Raw genomic sequence first — 15,969 nt, forward strand, 5'->3', positions numbered from 1 at the left:
CCGCGCCATTGCTGCGCCATTCCAGGGAGTCATCATGAATAGCATTGCCCATTACTTTTTGTTGTACGTCGACAGCCCGGCCACCAGTGCCAACCTCTATAGCCGGTTGCTGGACAAGCCTCCCGTGGAACTGGGGCCAACTTTCGCCCTGTTCATTCTCGACAACGGGGTGAAACTCGGCCTTTGGTCGCGCCACACCGTAGAGCCCGCGGCCCAGGCTACGGTTGGCGGTGGCGAGGTGGGATTCTGCGTCGCCGACGTGGCAACGGTCGATGAGCTGCACGCGCGCTGGGCGGATCTCGGGCTGAGCATCATCCAGTCACCGGTCGAGGCGGATTTCGGCTACACCTTTGTCGCCCAGGACCCCGACGGCCACCGCCTGCGGGTGTTCACCGTGAACCCTTAACGGCTTACGGCGCCAGCGCCCTTCCAGGCTGATGGCGCCGACACTGGCCAGCACGATCAGGCCACCCAACACCACCCGCAGCGAAACCTGCTCGCCCAGCAACGTGGCGGCCATCACCATCGCCACGGGTGGCACCAGGTACAACGCCACCGAAGCGCGGCTGACCTCCACATGCCGCAACACATAGGCCCAGGCCAGGTACGCCAGGGCGCTGGGAAAGGCGCCGAGCAACAACACCGCCAGGTTGGCTTGCGTTGATGCCTGCCACACCACTGCCGGCAACCCCGGCAAATAGACACACAGCAGCAAAGTGCCCGACCACACGGTGTAGCACACGGTAGTCAGCGGGCTGTAGCGCCGCGAATAGTGTTTCTGGATCGTGAAGTACAGGCTCCACGACAGCGCCGCCACCAGGATCATCAAGCCACGCGGATCAATCTCGCCCAGGCCATGCTCGCCCCAGATCACCACCAGCACCCCGCTCAACCCCAACAGCACGCAACCCCAGCGCCAGCTGGTGACGCGCTCCTTCAAGGCGAAAAACGCCACCAACACTGTAAACAGCGGAACCGACTGCGCCAGCACACTGGAGGCGGCCGCCGTAACAAATTGCTGGCCGAAGTTGATGGTCAGGTGATGCAGGAAAATCCCGAAGAACCCCAGCACCAGCAGCCATGGCAAGTCCCGCAGACGCGGCCGCTCGATCCTCATGACCAATGCCACGCCGGCCATCAACACCGACGCAATCAGAAACCGCCCCAGGGCCAACTGCCCCGGACTGTAGCTGTGCAAGGCCATATGAATACCGATTGGCGAATACGCCCAACAGAGGATGACGCTGGCAGTGACTAGCGTAAGCTTTACAGGTGATGGGGTATTCATGAACGGCGTCCAGCAGTGGGAATGCCGTCAGTCTTGGCCCCGGCAAGACGCAGGACAATTAACCGTTTCTGACTTCTGTAATCACTGGAACTGAGCGATGGAACTGGCCCAACTGAAAATGGTGAAAGCCGTGGCGCAAACCGGCAGCGTGGCCCAGGCCGCCCTGCAGTTGCACTGCGTGCCGTCCAACATCACCACGCGCATCAAGCAGCTGGAAAGCGAGTTGGGCACCCCGCTGTTCATTCGCGCCGGGCGCGGGTTGGCGATCAGTGCGGCCGGTGAGGTGTTTCTCGACTACTGCGAGCGCATCCTGGCGCTGGTGGAAGAGTCCAAGCGCGCCGTCGACAGCAACGCGATTCCCCGCGGCAAACTGCGCATCGGCGCGGTGGAATCCAGCGCCAGCGGCCGGCTGCCGCCATTGTTGGCCGAATACCATCGACGCTATCCACAAGTGGAGCTGGAACTGGTGACCGGCGCCTGGGGCCAGCTACTCGATGACCTGCAACACCACCGCATCGATGCCGCGCTGGTGGCCGCCGGCGGCAAACGCGCGAAGCTTGAACAAAGTGTGGTCTACAGCGAGCGCCTGGTGCTGATCACCAGCGCTTCCAGCGCGCCCATCGAAGATGCCCGGGACCTGGCCGGCCGCACCCTGCTGGTCTGGCCGCCCGGCTGCCCGTACCGCGCCGCCCTGGAAAACTGGCTCAAGCCCCACGACATCAAACCGGCCATCGCCAGCTACGCCAGCTGGGGCACGATCATTGGCTGCGTCAGCGCGGGGATTGGCGTGGCGCTGGCGCCGGAAGGCATCCTGGCGCGCTACGAACAGGCCAACCAGCTGACGTCCTACCGCTTCGACGAGTTGGCGGCAGTGGATAACCTGCTGTTCTGGCACAAAGACACCCAACGCCACCTGGCGCGGGACGCATTTGCGGGGCTGCTGCGAGAGACATTCGGCTAACCCGTTGCAACATGTTTCAGTTATCCTGCCGCGAAATTAATTCAAATTGTAAGGGACTACCATGAATTACTTCCGCCTGTTGTTGGCGGCGGCCGCTCTGAGCCTGCCTGTCGCACCCGCTTTTGCCGCCGCCAAGCCGGCGCCTGTTGAAGCCACCGCACCCGCCGAAGCCCCCGAAACCGCAGAACATTTTCTCAGTTCCCTCAAGCAGAACACCGGCACGGTCACCCTGCCCGGCGGCATCGCAACCCTCAAGCTCAACGACGAGTTCTACTACCTCGACCCGGCAGACACCGAGCGCCTGCTGACCGATGGCTGGGGCAACCCGCCGGGCTTCAAGACGCTGGGCATGATCGTGCCGAAAGCCGTCAGCCCGCTGTCGGAACGCGGCTGGGGCGTGATCGTCAGCTACAAGGCCGACGGGCACATCTCTGACGAAGACGCGGCGAAAATCGACTACGCCGAACTGCTCAAGCAAATGCAGGAAGAAGACGTCGAAGACAACAAGCAACGCCAGAAGCAAGGCTACGCCGGCCTGCACCTGCTGGGCTGGGCCGAGCCGCCGCACTACGACGACACCACCCACAAGATGTACTGGGCCCGTGAACTGAAAGCCGACGACGCCAAGCAGACCACCCTCAACTACAGCATCCGCGTGCTGGGCCGTGAAGGCGTGCTGGAACTCAACGCCGTCGCCGGGATGTCCGACCTGGCCACCATCAAGCAGGAGTTGCCAAAGGTCCTGGCCTTTACCAACTTCACGGATGGCAACCTGTACACCGACTTCAACCCGAAGACTGACAAACTCGCGACCTACGGCCTCGCCGCATTGGTCGCCGGCGGGATCGCCGCCAAGGCCGGATTGTTCGCCAAGATCGGCATCTTCCTGCTGGCAGCGAAGAAGTTCCTGGTGATTGGCGTCGTGGCGCTGTTCGCCGTCATCCGCAAGCTGTTCAATCGCAACAAGGCCTGAGTTGCGGGCATAAAAAAGCCGCGGCGTGCCTGGCACACCGCGGCTCACAGAACAGCTTCAGCTTTTCGCAGGAGCCAGCCTGGCGTATTGGTCCTGGCTGATCCAGCCCTTGGAAGAGCGGCCCTCGCCGTTGATGTACTCCACCTGGGCCCAGCCATCCTTGAACGCCAGCACCGCGACCACATCATCCTTGACCACGTAGGCACGATGACTGGCCTTGGCGTCCGGGGTTTTCTGCAGGAAGGCCTTGTCGGACGAAACGGTCACCAGGCCAATCCACTTCTTGGCAGCCGTCTGGCTCAGGTCCAGGCCGGTGGCAATTTCAGGCATCAACACACTGACGCAACCGGGATGTTCGCGGCCCTCCTCCACGGTCAGCGTCACGCCGTCCGAGGAGGCAGTAACGGTTCCCGGATAAGTCGCATCCAGCCAGGTGGACACCGACGCCTTCGCACCGTCGACCTTGCCCTGCAGGAAGAACGTGCACGTGCGGGTCACGCCCTCGCCCATCTCCTCAGAATAAAAACCTTCCACCTGATGCTCAGGCGTCACGGCCAGCATCAGCCCTTCGTACTTGCCCGCGTGCAACGTGGCGGCAAACGCGGGCGCTCCCACCACACACACGAAAGAGGCAACCCACAAACGAGACAGGCAATGTTTGAACGGCATACTATTTTTTCCCTTCAAGTGCTTCGTAGGCTTTTTTGATGCGCTGGTCATAGTCGCCATAATCCTTGCCGTTATAGTTCAGCGCCATGGCGGCGTAATCCTTGTTCTTCATGGCCTTGACCAGTGCCGGGCTCTGGCTGCAAAAACCGAGGAAGGCCTTTAGTTGCTGCCCGGCATTAATCTTCATGGCCACCACAAACTCAAACACCGTTTTATAACCGCATGCCGTGAAGTTGGAGCCCATTATCTGAAACATGCCCCAGGAGGCCGATTTCAAGGCTGCTTCCTGATCCAGTGCAAAGGCGGTGGCCATGGTTTCCCAGGCCTTGGTCTGGTCCTTGTTGTTGGCCTTCCACTGGGGGCCGGCTTTTTTCACGTAGGGGTACGACAACAGCGGGTGGGTCTGATCGTATTTATGATGGGTGTACTTGCGAAAGTGGTGCCCTTCAAAAGCGATCACCGGCAACTTGGCCGGCCCGAACCCTGAGCGCCCGCCCGACTCCACCGTGGCGAAGGCCTTGATGATATTGACGGAAATACCGTTACCCAACTGCGTGGCGGCGTTCTGAAAGTCCGTATCCGTCAGCGTCGTACCGCCGTCGCACGTGGCCTGGAGCATCATCTGCCGGTTGCGCCGCTCGGCCTCGATCATTGCCCGCATGCGGTCCAGGTAATGGTTGACGGTCGCCTGGACCATGTCGGAACTGGTATTGCCGAACACATTCAGGAAGGTCGGAATGCGCAGGGTCGGGTGCGGCTTGACCGGCACCTTCACCGCCTCTTCGATCAGGCTATTGAACGTGCGCCCGGTGGGGTCGATCACGCCATCAGGATGAGCGTACTTGAGATAGCGGAACTGATACTGGCTGATGCACTGCACCAACTGACCGTCGCACTTGCCGTTTTCGGCGAGGGGAAAACCCAACTTGGGGATGATCAAGTTGAACAAGTACTGGACGCACTGAACGTCGGCGGGCAAGTTGCGGGCTTTGCCCGGCGCACCGACGGAAGCGCTGATGAGAGTAGGCAACCCTTGCAGGCTTTTCATTACTGACATCCTTGTTAGTTGGAGTAGATGAGCCATAAAGCGCCATCACTTTAATATCATCCATGTGCCGCCGACATATTTAGAAATATGTCGCTGGCGCAAACTAACAAGGCGAATTTGGGTTGTCCAGCGCAAGGTTTTAAGGATGTGAGCAACCCCTCACTGACGTCGTCCCTGGGAATAATTTTTAAACGGACTGGGCACTTTGCCACTACTTGCGCTACTGTCTGTTGCGCAGGATGCATTGTCGTCCTGACATCTAACAATGACGTCCAGGGACTGACATGAAATCGACCTTTATTGCCTGTGCCATCAGCGGTTTGCTCTTCGTCTCGACAAACGCCCACGCAGAAGATTTTGCGGGCTACTTGCTCAAGGCCGTAACGCCAAAAGGTTCGCAATGGCAAACCAAAAACGATGACGAGATGGCATCAGCGTTCGCGAATGCCGGGGTAAAACGATACAAGTGGTCTGCCGACACCGGAAAAGACGAGATCACCCTGTTTGTGTTGCCGGGCCAGAATCAACCGCCAAGCGCGGCCCGTGATTCCGATACCCGGGCCGCCGAGAAAAACTGCAAAACACATATCAGCCAGACTGACATGGGAGATACCAGCACCCCGTATATGGGCTGGTCGGTGATCTGCACACAGGCGAACGGCAACGTCATGACCTTGAGGCATTTTGCCTATCAACTGGGGGGTGACACGTACAAGGTTTCCAGGACCTGGAGAGAAATGCCTTCAGAACAAACCGTTGCACAATGGAGCGCAACGCTCGCCAGCATCGCCGACCACATCAACAGCACTAAGCCGTAACACAGGAGGTGCCCATGCGTTGGCTGATCGTGGTATCGACTGTCCTGTTGCTGTTCGGCTGTGCATCCAAACCGACTGTGGCGCCGCCGGACCTGTCCCGCCCGTCGATCGCCGAGACAAAGTCGGTGGTGTTTGCCGGGAAAACATACGTCCTGAAATACCAGGCCCGGGGCAACGTTCCGCTCTGGGAATATTTCCTCGCACCAGAAAGCGTCAACGCCTGGAGCGAACTGGTGGATTTTCGCCTCGCGCCGCCCCAGACCACCGGCAACGAGCCCCGGGACCTTGCCAACCTGATCGCGCAGGCCCACAAACAGGAATACCCCAACCTTCCGGTGGAGATGTTTTCAGACGAGAAAACCGATGCGATCTACGTGCTGCTGTTTTATCCGACCTCCACACGCAAGGACGGCAGCTTCTTTGAGTTCAATATCTTCAAATATTACAAGGACAACGGGACCGGCCAAATCATCAGCTTCCACTTTGCCAAGAACATCCCATCCGACACGCCTGCCGCACGACAGGAGTTGCCCGGGCACATGGCGAGGCTGCGCGCAGAAGTGATTCCGGCCATGGGAAAGTTCCCGCTGTACCGTCAGTAACCCTGATGAGCGAACAGCAGAAATCGCTTCGCAGATGACGATTGTCAGCGAAGGGTTTCATAAGGGTATTTTTTGAATCAAGGAGGGGGTGGCGTTATGGAGGCAACCCCACCAGCCACACCCCGGCACACAATGTTCCCGCTGTGGCTGCTGCCTTCCGGCTCTGACCAGGTTCACGGGTAATCGTTGCGGGGGGACCGATGGGGTCACCATAACGACGCTCGCCTCTCGGCAAGCCGCGCCATTGTACCGATCTCATCGGAAGTTACAACCGTTGGTGCGGGATTAAAAATATCTGATGGTTCAAGTACTTGGCTGTAGGTGCGAGCTTGCCCGCGAAGACCGCAAACACGCCGCGTTCATTCAGCATAGGCACGTCATCGTTGACGACCATCGCGAGCAAGCTTGCTCCTACAAAAGCACGACCTCATCTGCCCTGCCGCCCTCTTGCTGGATCACCAGGTGAATGAAGTGCAGCTTGGCAATCACCGCCGGCGGCAGGACGAACGGATAGAAATCCGGCTGGCCCATGCTGCGGGACAGTTCGTTGAGCATGCCGGCCAGTTCGATCCAGGCATTGACGAACGACAGAAACGCCGCGCCACCGGGATGCTCAGGGTCGTAGAGGGTGCTCAGAGGGAATGGCTGGTAATCCAGGTCCATCTCCCGGGCGCTCATGCCGAAGCCCAGCGCGGTGTCGACGGCGTCCATCATGTGCAGGTAATGCGCCCAGGTTTCCGCCCAGTCTTCCCAAGGGTGCATGGTGGCGTAGGCGCTGACGCAGGTTTGCTGCCATTCCGGGCGCGGGCCGTTCTGGTAGTGGTGCTCAAGGGCGTCGGCGTAGCTGGCGCGCTCGTCGCCGAACAGCGTGCGAAACGCTTCCTGCCAGTGACTGTTGGCGATCAGGCGGTCCCAGTAGTAGTGGCCGACTTCATGGCGAAAATGCCCGAGCAAGGTGCGGTATGGCTCGCGCATCTGCACACGGATTTTTTCGCGGTGGGCGTCGTCTGCTTCCTTGATATCAAGGGTGACGAGGCCGTTGGCGTGGCCGGTGGTCGGTGCGTTGCCTTCCAGGTCGATGCCGACGAAATCAAAGGCCAGGCCGGTGTCTTCATCGACGGTCTTGGGGCTGACCTGCAAACCCAGGCTGATCAGTTGCGCCACCAGCCGGCGCTTGGCGGTTTCGACCTTGCGCCAGCGTTCCGGGTTCTCCGGGATCGACAGGTCGGGGATGGTGCGGTTCAGGCTGCAGGCTACGCACAAGGTCTGGCCGTTGTCGGCAGGCAGCAACCAGTTGCAGGCGGCCGGCGTGTCGAGGTTGGCGCAGCGGCGAAAGGCAACGCCTTCGGGGTCGGCGTCCAGCAGCCACGTATCGGCGTACGGGCCGGGCTGCAGTGAGGACAGGCGGCTCTGCTCCGGCTGATAGCCCAGCAGCGCCGAACAGGCCAGGCACTGGCTGTTGCGAAAGAACAGCGACTGCCCACAGCGGCACTGCCAGACCTTGCTGTTGCGCGAGGTCTCGGCCATGAACGGTGCGGCAATGCGCGAACTGAGTTGTTCGAAGAAGCGGTACATGGCGATCTCTCCCTGGGCTGCCCAAGACTAGATCATTTCCTGCCGATGATCGTTCCCACGAATTGTAGGAGCCAGCTTGCCGGCGATGGCGATCTTGAAAACGCCATCGCCGGCAAGCCGGCTCCTACAGGATGAGCGTCAGGCAACGGTTATGCCGTGCTGGGTGAGGAACGCGACGAATGCTTCTTCATCCAGCACCTTCAAGCCCAACTCACTGGCCTTGGCCAGCTTCGAACCCGCGCCCGGCCCGGCCACCACGCAATGGGTTTTCGCCGACACAGAACCCGCCACCTTGGCGCCCAGGCTTTCAAGTTTTTCCTTGGCGACGTCGCGGCTCATCAGTTCCAGGGAGCCGGTGAGCACCCAGGTGTGACCGGCCTCGGGCAGGCCTTCGACGACCTTCTTCTCGCTCTGCCAGTGCATGCCGAAGTCCTTGAGCTGCTGCTCGATGGCCAGCGCGCGATGGGCGTTTTCTTCAACGTCGAAGAAATCCCGTACGGCCTTGGCCTGCTTCTCCGGCAACGCCTGGCGCATGTCGAGCCAGTCGGCCTTGATCACGCCTTCGAGGGAGCCAAACTTGTCCGCCAGTTTCTGCGCAGCACCCGGACCAACAGACGGCACGTGCAGCTTGTCGAGCAAACCACCCAACGTGGTACTGGCCGCGAACTCGGCGCTCAGCTCACCCTGCTCCTGCAACTCCACGCCGCACTCCTCCTTGGAGACCAAGGCGCCGATCACTTCCTGGTTATGGCTGTCTTCAAAGAAGCTGTGAATCTCGTGGGCCACTTCCAGGCCGACGTCCGGCAAGTACGTCAGCACTTCCGGCAAGGCCTGCTGCACGCGCTCCAGGGACGCCAGGGAGCGCGCCAGCACCTTGGCGGTCTCCTCGCCTACATCGGGAATGCCGAGGGCGTAGATAAATCGTGCGAGGGTTGGCGTCTTGCTGTTTTCGATGGCGGTGATCAGCTTCTTGCTGGAAACGTCGGCAAAGCCTTCCAGGTCGATGATCTGTTCGTACTTGAGCTTGTAGAGGTCAGCCGGCGAGCCGATCAGCTTCTCGTCCACCAGTTGCTCGATGGTCTTGTCGCCCAGGCCGTCAATGTCCATGGCCCGGCGCGAGACGAAATGGATGATCGCCTGCTTGAGCTGCGCACCGCAGGCCAGGCGCCCGACGCAACGATACACCGCGCCTTCGCTGACGGTTTCCTTGCCCTTGCTGCGCTTGACCAACTGCGTGCGCTCCACGTGGGAACCGCACACTGGGCAACTCTCGGGGATCTGCACCGCACGGGCGTTTTCCGGGCGACGCTCGGTGACCACCGACACCACCTGGGGGATCACATCACCCGCACGGCGGATGATCACGGTGTCGCCGATCATCAAGCCCAGGCGTGCCACTTCGTCCATGTTGTGCAGGGTTGCGTTGGACACGGTCACACCCGCGACCTTGACCGGTTTCAAGCGTGCCACAGGCGTTACAGCCCCGGTGCGGCCGACCTGGAACTCAACGTCCAGCAGTTCGGTCAGCTCTTCCATGGCCGGGAATTTATGGGCAATCGCCCAGCGTGGCTCGCGGGCACGGAAGCCCAGTTCCCGCTGGTAGGCAATGCTGTTGACCTTGAACACCACGCCGTCGATTTCATACGGCAAGGCATTGCGGCGCTCGCCGATATCACGGTAGTAGTCGAGGCAATCCTGAATCCCCTTGGCCAGCTTCAACTCATGGCTGATGGGCATGCCCCACTGCTTCAGCTGTTGCAGATTGCCGATGTGGGTGTCGCTGATATCCGTGGTCACGCCGTAACAGCAGAATTCCAGCGGACGGCTGGCGGTAATCTTCGAATCCAGCTGGCGCAGGCTACCCGCCGCCGCATTGCGCGGGTTGGCGAAGGTCTTGCCGCCGACTTCCAGTTGGGTGGCGTTCAGCCGCTCGAAACCGGCCTTGGACATGAACACTTCGCCGCGCACTTCCAGGGTCGCCGGCCAGCCGGTGCCCTGCAGTTTCAGCGGAATATTGCGCACAGTGCGCACGTTGACGCTGATGTCTTCACCGGTGGTGCCGTCGCCGCGGGTGGCGCCACGCACCAGTTCGCCATCCTGATACAGCAGGCTGACCGCCAGGCCATCAAGCTTCGGCTCGCAGCTGTATTCCACCGCCGCGCCACCGCCAAACAGGTCGCCTACCGGCAGGTCCAGGCCCTCGGTCACCCGGCGATCGAATTCCAGCATGGTGCTTTCATCGAAGGCGTTGCCCAGGCTGAGCATCGGGATTTCGTGACGTACCTGAGTGAATGCAGACAATGCCGCACTGCCGACCCGCTGCGTCGGTGAATCACGGGTAACCAGGTCCGGGTGCTCGGCTTCCAGGGCCTTGAGCTCGTGGAACAGCCGGTCGTACTCGGCGTCCGGGATGCTCGGTTCGTCGAGGACGTGGTAACGGTAGTTGTGCTGATCCAGTTCAGCGCGCAGTTCGAGGATGCGGGTGTGGGCGGCGGTCATGGGTGTTCTCTCATAAAGCAAAAGAGCAGCCGAAGCTGCTCAATATGTTAGTGCATGGATTCTACAGGCAACGCTTAAGCTTGGACCTCAGCGCTTCTGTGTCAGGGCGCGACGCTCGAACTCGACGATGCGCTGACGGTAATGCTCGATGGTCTGGGCGGTCAGGACGCTGCGTTGATCGTCCTTGAGCTCGCCGTTGAGTTCCTGGGACAGCTTGCGGGCAGCGGCCACCATCACGTCGAATGCTTGTTTCGGGTGACGCGGGCCTGGCAGACCGAGGAAGAAACTCACGGCCGGGGTGCTGAAATGGTCGATGTCGTCCAGATCAAAGATGCCCGGCTTGACCGCGTTGGCCATGGAGAACAGCACTTCACCGTTGCCAGCCATGCTTTCGTGGCGGTGGAAAATATCCATCTCGCCGAAACGCAGGCCGCTTTCCAGAATATTCTGCAGCAAGGCCGGGCCCTTGAAGCCGGCGGCGTCACGGCAGATCACGCTGATCACCAGCACCTCTTCGGCGGCCGGTTGGTCCTTGACGGATTCTTTATGGGCGCTCCTGGTCGGTGCCTCATCCGGGAAGTCATCGTCACGGCTGCTGAAGCTCGGGCCTTCGTCCAGGTCCAGGTTCAGGTCGCCCTGGGCCGGTTCGCTGGCCGCAGCACGTTTGCCGCGTTTGGGCTCGCGGGCTTCACGCACCGGTGCGCTCATCGACGGCAGGTCGTGCTCGTCCAGCTGCGGCTCTTTATGGTTATCCAGGACACGCGGTGGCCCCAGCAGCTCGGCGCTGCCGTCGTCGTCCGGCAGATTGGACAGGTTGCGGTCCAGGCGGAATTTCAACTTGCCCTTGCCGCCGCGCATCCGGCGCCAGCCATCAAAAAGAATACCGGCAATGACAATAATGCCGATGACGATCAGCCACTCGCGCAGACCGATTTCCATGTAATCCCGTGCCTCTAATAAAAAATGCTGAAAAATAAGGGGTTTAGCACCGTGCAAACCGCTTTAAAACGTGGCGCCAACTCTATGTTCTGAATGACGTTTTGCCCACGCATACGAAAATTTGACATTAAACTAGCACGACCAAAGATAACTTTACACCGTCTGTCAAAATGCCTTGAACAAATATGTCCATTTGCCACTTTTCCCAGACCGGTAAATCACCTTACGTCCTGCTGAAAATCCTCCTTCGAAGTGGGCTCAGGATTCCACCAACGCCATCGCCTCTTCGACATCCACCGCCACCAATCGCGAACAGCCCGGCTCGTGCATCGTCACACCCATCAACTGGTCAGCCATTTCCATGGCGATCTTGTTGTGGGTGATATAGATGAACTGCACCGTCTGGGACATCTCTTTAACCAGTCGGGCATACCGTCCAACGTTAGCGTCATCCAGCGGGGCGTCAACTTCGTCGAGCATGCAGAACGGCGCCGGGTTCAACTTGAAGATCGCAAATACCAGGGCCAACGCCGTCAGTGCCTTCTCGCCACCGGACAACAAATGGATGGTGCTGTTCTTCTTGCCCGGAGGCCGCGCCATGATCGTTACCCCTGTATCGAGTAGATCTTCGCCCGTCAGTTCCAAGTAAGCGCTGCCACCACCGAAAACTTTCGGGAATAACGCCTGTAAACCGCCATTAATCTGATCAAAGGTATCTTTGAAGCGATTGCGGGTTTCCTTGTCGATCTTGCGGATCACGTTTTCCAGGGTGTCCAGTGCTTCGACCAGATCGGCGTTCTGCGCGTCCAGATAACGCTTGCGCTCGGACTGCTGCTGGTACTCGTCGATGGCGGCGAGGTTGATCGCGCCGAGTCGTTGAATACGCGCGGCAATCCGCTCAAGTTCTTCTTCGGCTTCTTTCTCGTTGGCCTCGGCGGTCAAGGTATTGAGCACGCCATGCAGGTCATAGCCGTCTTCCAGCAACTGGTCTTGCAGGGTTTTGCGGCGCACCGTGAGGGCTTGCCATTCCATGCGCTGCTGTTCGAGCTGGCCACGGATCAGTTGCGACTGTTGCTCGGCCTGGGTCCGGCGTTTTTCGGCGTCGCGCAGTTCACGGTCGGCGTCTTCCAGGGCGATTTGTGCGGTCTTGAGTTCTTCGTCGACGGTCATGCGCTTGTCGAGCAACTCTTCGAGCTTCAGGCGCAGCTCTTCCAGCGGAGCTTCGCCCTCCTCCAGGTTGAGGCTCAGTTGCTCGCGCTTTTCGGTCAGGCGTTCGGACTGCATTTCCAGGCGTTCAAGGGCCTGGCGGGTCGAGTCGTGTTGCGCACGCAGGGAGCCGAGGCGCACGGCTAACTGGTGGGCGTGATCCTTGTGCTGACGGGCTTCCTGGCGTACGCGGTCGAGGCGTTCACGCAGGCTGTCGCGCTGGGCCAGCAGCAACTCGCGCTGCTCGGTGTCCAGGGCCATGCTGTCGAGGGCTTCCTGCAGTTGCAGGCGGGCTTCACCGACTTGTTCGTGTTCGAGGGAGCGCTGCTCGCCCATCTCGGCCACTTCTTCGTCGAGACGGGTACGGCGCAGGGTCAGTTGCTCGACCTTGGCCTTGCTCGCCGAGAGCTGGGCTTTCAATTCGCCTTGCTGGCGCGCTTCGTCCTGCAACAGGCGGCGCAGATGTTCGCGGCCGGTCTCTTGCTGGCGTTGGGTGGCGCGCAGGGTTTGCAGCTGGTTTTCCAGGGACTCGAGCGTGGCTTCGCGCTCTTCGCGTTCGGCGGTCAGGTTGACGATTTCCTGGCCACGGGCCAGAACGCCGCTTTCCGCTTCGCTGGCGCGACGCACCCGCAAAAAGTGCCGGCCAACCCAAAAGCCGTCGCGGCTGATCAGGCTTTGCCCGGCAGCCAATTGACCCCGCTGAGCCAGGGCCTGCTCAAGACTGTCCACGGGTTTGACCTGCCCCAGCCAGGGCGACAGATCAATTGCTGCCTCAACCTTGTCCAGCAAGCTGCCCGGCACGCGAGTGCCGTCCGCCGCCGGGCTGAGCAAGCGCAGATCGCCCTGGGCAAACCCCGCCAGGTCAAAGCCGCCAAAATCATCCACCAGCACCGCTTGCAGATCGGCGCCGAGCACGGTTTCCACCGCCAGCTCCCAACCGGCTTCAACCTTCAAGCCTTCGGCCAGGCGCGGGCGTTCGGCCAGGTGTTGATCGCGCAGCCATTCGGCCGTGCCGGTGCCCGGGTCGAGCGCCGCTTGCTGCAAGGCCTCCAGGGACGCCAACCGGCCGTTGAGCCGCTGCAAATCACCTTGAGCGGTTTGCTGGGCTTGGGTCGCCTGTTGCAGTTGCTGACGCAATTGCTCCAGGCGCTCCACTTGTTGTTCTTCACTGGCTTCCAGCTCTTCCAGCGTCATTTCGCTTTCAGCCAGCTGCTCGCTCAACTGCATGATCGCTGCATCTTCCGGGTCGGCGGCGAGCAGCACGCGCTCTTCCACCAAACGCCGCTGGCGCTCGGCCAGGCGCTCCATGCTGGTTTCCAGTTGCTGGATGCGCGACTGCTGCACCTCAGCCTGGCGGCGCGGCTCGGCGGATTGCAGGTTGAAATTGTCCCACTGCTCCTGCCAGCCATGCATGGTGGTTTCGGATTCTTCCAGGGCCGCAGCGGCTTCTTCAGCGGCGGCGCTGGTGACTTCCTGCTCGGGGGTGAGCATGCCCAGCTCTTCCCCAAGGGTCAGCAGCAACGTGCGGTCGTGGCCCAGGTGGGATTCGGTTTCCAGGCGCGCGCGTTCGGCTTCTTTCAGGTCATCCTGCAATTGGCGCAAACGTTGTTGACCGTGCTGGATGCTCTGCTCGACCCGAGCGATATCGCCGCCCACCGAATAGAAGCGCCCCTGCACCAGATTGAAGCGCTCGGACAGGTCATGGTGACCGTCCCGCAGGCGCTCGATACTGGCGTCGGCATTGCGCTGTTCGGCCACCAGGGCTTCAAAGCTGATTTCCTGGGTGCCGATGATTGCTTCGCGCTGGCCCACCTGATCATTCAACGCTTGCCAGCGCAGAGCCGACAGTTGCGCCTTGAGCTGACGCTCCTCGCCCTTGTATTCCTGATACTTCTCGGCGGCCTGGGCCTGGCGGTGCAGGCGCTCCAACTGGCGCTCCAGCTCTTCACGCAGGTCGGTCAGGCGGGCGAGGTTTTCATGGGTGCGACGGATGCGGTTTTCGGTCTCGCGGCGGCGCTCCTTGTACTTGGAGATGCCGGCCGCTTCTTCGATAAAGTTACGCAGGTCTTCGGGCTTGGCTTCGATCAGCTTGGAGATCATCCCCTGCTCGATGATCGAGTAGCTGCGCGGGCCCAGACCGGTGCCGAGGAAAATGTCGGTGATGTCCCGGCGGCGGCACTTGGTGCCGTTGAGGAAGTAGCTGTTCTGGCTGTCGCGGGTCACCTTGCGGCGGATGGAAATTTCCGCGTAGGCCGCGTACTCGCCCACCAGGGTGCCGTCGGAGTTATCAAATACCAGTTCGATGCTGGCCTGGCTCACCGGCTTGCGGCTGGTGGAGCCGTTGAAGATGACGTCGGTCATCGACTCGCCACGCAGGTTTTTCGCGGAGCTCTCGCCCATCACCCAGCGTACGGCGTCGATGATGTTCGACTTGCCGCAACCATTGGGTCCCACCACTGCCGCCATGTTACTGGGGAAGTTCACCGTGGTCGGGTCGACGAAGGATTTGAACCCCGCCAGTTTGATGCACTTGAGCCGCACGCTTAGGCTTCCGCCAACGCAGCGATGACCAGCGAGTAACTGCGCTCGACATAGGCCGAGAGCACCTGGCGAATCTGCGGCAGGTCACGGGCCAGCACGGCGGCGAGCAATTGCTCGAACAGCACCAGGTACTCGCTCATGGACGCCTTGCGTTGATCCAGCGCCAGGTAGTAGGCACGGTTCATCGCCGGCTGCAGGTTCTCGACGGTTTCCTGCAGATACGGGTTGTTGGCGAACGGATAGGCGGCGCGCATCACGTTGAAGCTCTCTTCGACGAAGGCCCGGATGTCCTGGCGTTCGAAGCTGGCGATCAGGCGCTGCTGGATCTGCACGAACGGCGCCATGTCGGCCTGGGTCTGCCAGCCGGCGGCGACCGCATTGCCCAGCAGGATGTGCAGCTCGCCCATCAGCGTGCACAGGCTCTGCACCTTGTGGACGGAGAGCTCGGTGACGTGGGCGCCACGGCGCGGCAGGATCGCGATCAGGTGCCGGCGCTCGAGGATCAGCAAGGCTTCGCGCACGGAGCCACGGCTGACATTGAGCGCCAGTGTGACCTTCTGCTCCTGGATCCGCTCCCCAGGCTTGAGCTCGCCGCGAATGATACGTTCGGCGAGGTGGTGAGCGATTTGCTCGGCAAGACTATCCGGCGCCTTGAACGTCATGTTTTCCCTTCAAAATCTTCTATCGGTACAAGCGCGGCAGTGTAGCGCACTTGCCGGTTGATGGCGTACGGCCCACAGAGCGGAATTTGGCATGAAATAAGCAGCCGTTAAAGTCCAGAAGCCCCCAAAAACGGCGGTTCCAGAGAACTGGACCATAATTAAAGATGTTGAGATCGCATTTTCTTGAC

General features: G+C 60.7%; 13 protein-coding genes and 1 other RNA gene. 5 read left to right on the forward strand and 9 right to left on the reverse strand.

What is annotated here, in order from left to right; all coding sequences use genetic code 11:
- Positions 1-34 precede the first annotated feature (34 nt).
- Positions 35-406: a VOC family protein gene (locus HX875_RS22315; RefSeq protein WP_177045735.1), complete on the forward strand. Its 372-nt coding sequence runs from the start codon at positions 35-37 to the stop codon at positions 404-406.
- Here HX875_RS22315 and HX875_RS22320 read toward each other — a convergent pair.
- Positions 320-1,288, reverse strand: coding sequence for a DMT family transporter (locus HX875_RS22320; protein ID WP_177045737.1), 969 nt, complete (start codon positions 1,286-1,288; stop codon positions 320-322). The two genes, HX875_RS22315 and HX875_RS22320, sit on opposite strands and share 87 nt — an antisense overlap.
- Positions 1,289-1,385: 97 nt before the next feature.
- Here HX875_RS22320 and HX875_RS22325 point away from each other — a divergent pair, with 97 nt between their 5' ends.
- Complete coding sequence (locus tag HX875_RS22325; RefSeq protein ID WP_177045739.1) at positions 1,386-2,249, forward strand: LysR family transcriptional regulator; 864 nt, start codon at positions 1,386-1,388, stop codon at positions 2,247-2,249.
- Positions 2,250-2,310: 61 nt separating this feature from the next.
- Positions 2,311-3,222, forward strand: coding sequence for a DUF2167 domain-containing protein (locus HX875_RS22330; protein ID WP_177045741.1), 912 nt, complete (start codon positions 2,311-2,313; stop codon positions 3,220-3,222).
- A 57-nt stretch (positions 3,223-3,279) separates the two neighbouring features.
- Here the strand turns inward: HX875_RS22330 and HX875_RS22335 are convergent, their stop codons facing one another.
- Together HX875_RS22335 and HX875_RS22340 are read right to left on the reverse strand one after the other, a co-directional pair.
- On the reverse strand, positions 3,280-3,891 hold the full coding sequence (locus HX875_RS22335; protein WP_177045743.1) for a hypothetical protein: 612 nt from the start codon (positions 3,889-3,891) through the stop codon (positions 3,280-3,282).
- Position 3,892: 1 nt separating this feature from the next.
- Positions 3,893-4,939 carry an N-acetylmuramidase family protein gene (locus HX875_RS22340; RefSeq protein ID WP_177045745.1) on the reverse strand — a complete coding sequence of 349 codons (1,047 nt, stop codon included), beginning with the start codon at positions 4,937-4,939 and terminating at the stop codon, positions 3,893-3,895.
- Positions 4,940-5,223: 284 nt separating this feature from the next.
- Between HX875_RS22340 and HX875_RS22345 the strand changes: the two genes are divergently transcribed.
- Complete coding sequence (locus HX875_RS22345) at positions 5,224-5,757, forward strand: hypothetical protein (protein WP_177045747.1); 534 nt, start codon at positions 5,224-5,226, stop codon at positions 5,755-5,757.
- A gap of 14 nt (positions 5,758-5,771) precedes the next feature.
- On the forward strand, positions 5,772-6,359 hold the full coding sequence (locus HX875_RS22350) for a hypothetical protein (protein WP_177045748.1): 588 nt from the start codon (positions 5,772-5,774) through the stop codon (positions 6,357-6,359).
- A gap of 106 nt (positions 6,360-6,465) precedes the next feature.
- Here the strand turns inward: HX875_RS22350 and ffs are convergent.
- From ffs to HX875_RS22380, 6 genes are all read right to left on the reverse strand, one after another.
- An RNA gene (gene ffs, locus HX875_RS22355) (signal recognition particle sRNA small type) lies at positions 6,466-6,562 on the reverse strand.
- A 208-nt stretch (positions 6,563-6,770) separates the two neighbouring features.
- Positions 6,771-7,934, reverse strand: coding sequence for a zinc-binding metallopeptidase family protein (locus HX875_RS22360; protein WP_177045750.1), 1,164 nt, complete (start codon positions 7,932-7,934; stop codon positions 6,771-6,773).
- A 138-nt stretch (positions 7,935-8,072) separates the two neighbouring features.
- On the reverse strand, positions 8,073-10,433 hold the full coding sequence (gene ligA, locus HX875_RS22365; RefSeq protein ID WP_177045752.1) for an NAD-dependent DNA ligase LigA: 2,361 nt from the start codon (positions 10,431-10,433) through the stop codon (positions 8,073-8,075).
- Between the two features lie 87 nt (positions 10,434-10,520).
- Positions 10,521-11,372, reverse strand: coding sequence for a cell division protein ZipA (gene zipA / locus HX875_RS22370; RefSeq protein WP_177045754.1), 852 nt, complete (start codon positions 11,370-11,372; stop codon positions 10,521-10,523).
- Between the two features lie 258 nt (positions 11,373-11,630).
- On the reverse strand, positions 11,631-15,119 hold the full coding sequence (smc, locus tag HX875_RS22375; protein WP_177045762.1) for a chromosome segregation protein SMC: 3,489 nt from the start codon (positions 15,117-15,119) through the stop codon (positions 11,631-11,633).
- A gap of 2 nt (positions 15,120-15,121) precedes the next feature.
- Positions 15,122-15,781 (reverse strand): GntR family transcriptional regulator, encoded by a 660-nt coding sequence (locus tag HX875_RS22380; RefSeq protein ID WP_177045763.1) that lies wholly within the window; start codon positions 15,779-15,781, stop codon positions 15,122-15,124.
- Between the last annotated feature and the right edge of the window lie 188 nt (positions 15,782-15,969).

The organism is Pseudomonas yamanorum (genome assembly GCF_013386765.1).
Classification (GTDB): Bacteria; Pseudomonadota; Gammaproteobacteria; order Pseudomonadales; family Pseudomonadaceae; genus Aquipseudomonas; species Aquipseudomonas yamanorum_A.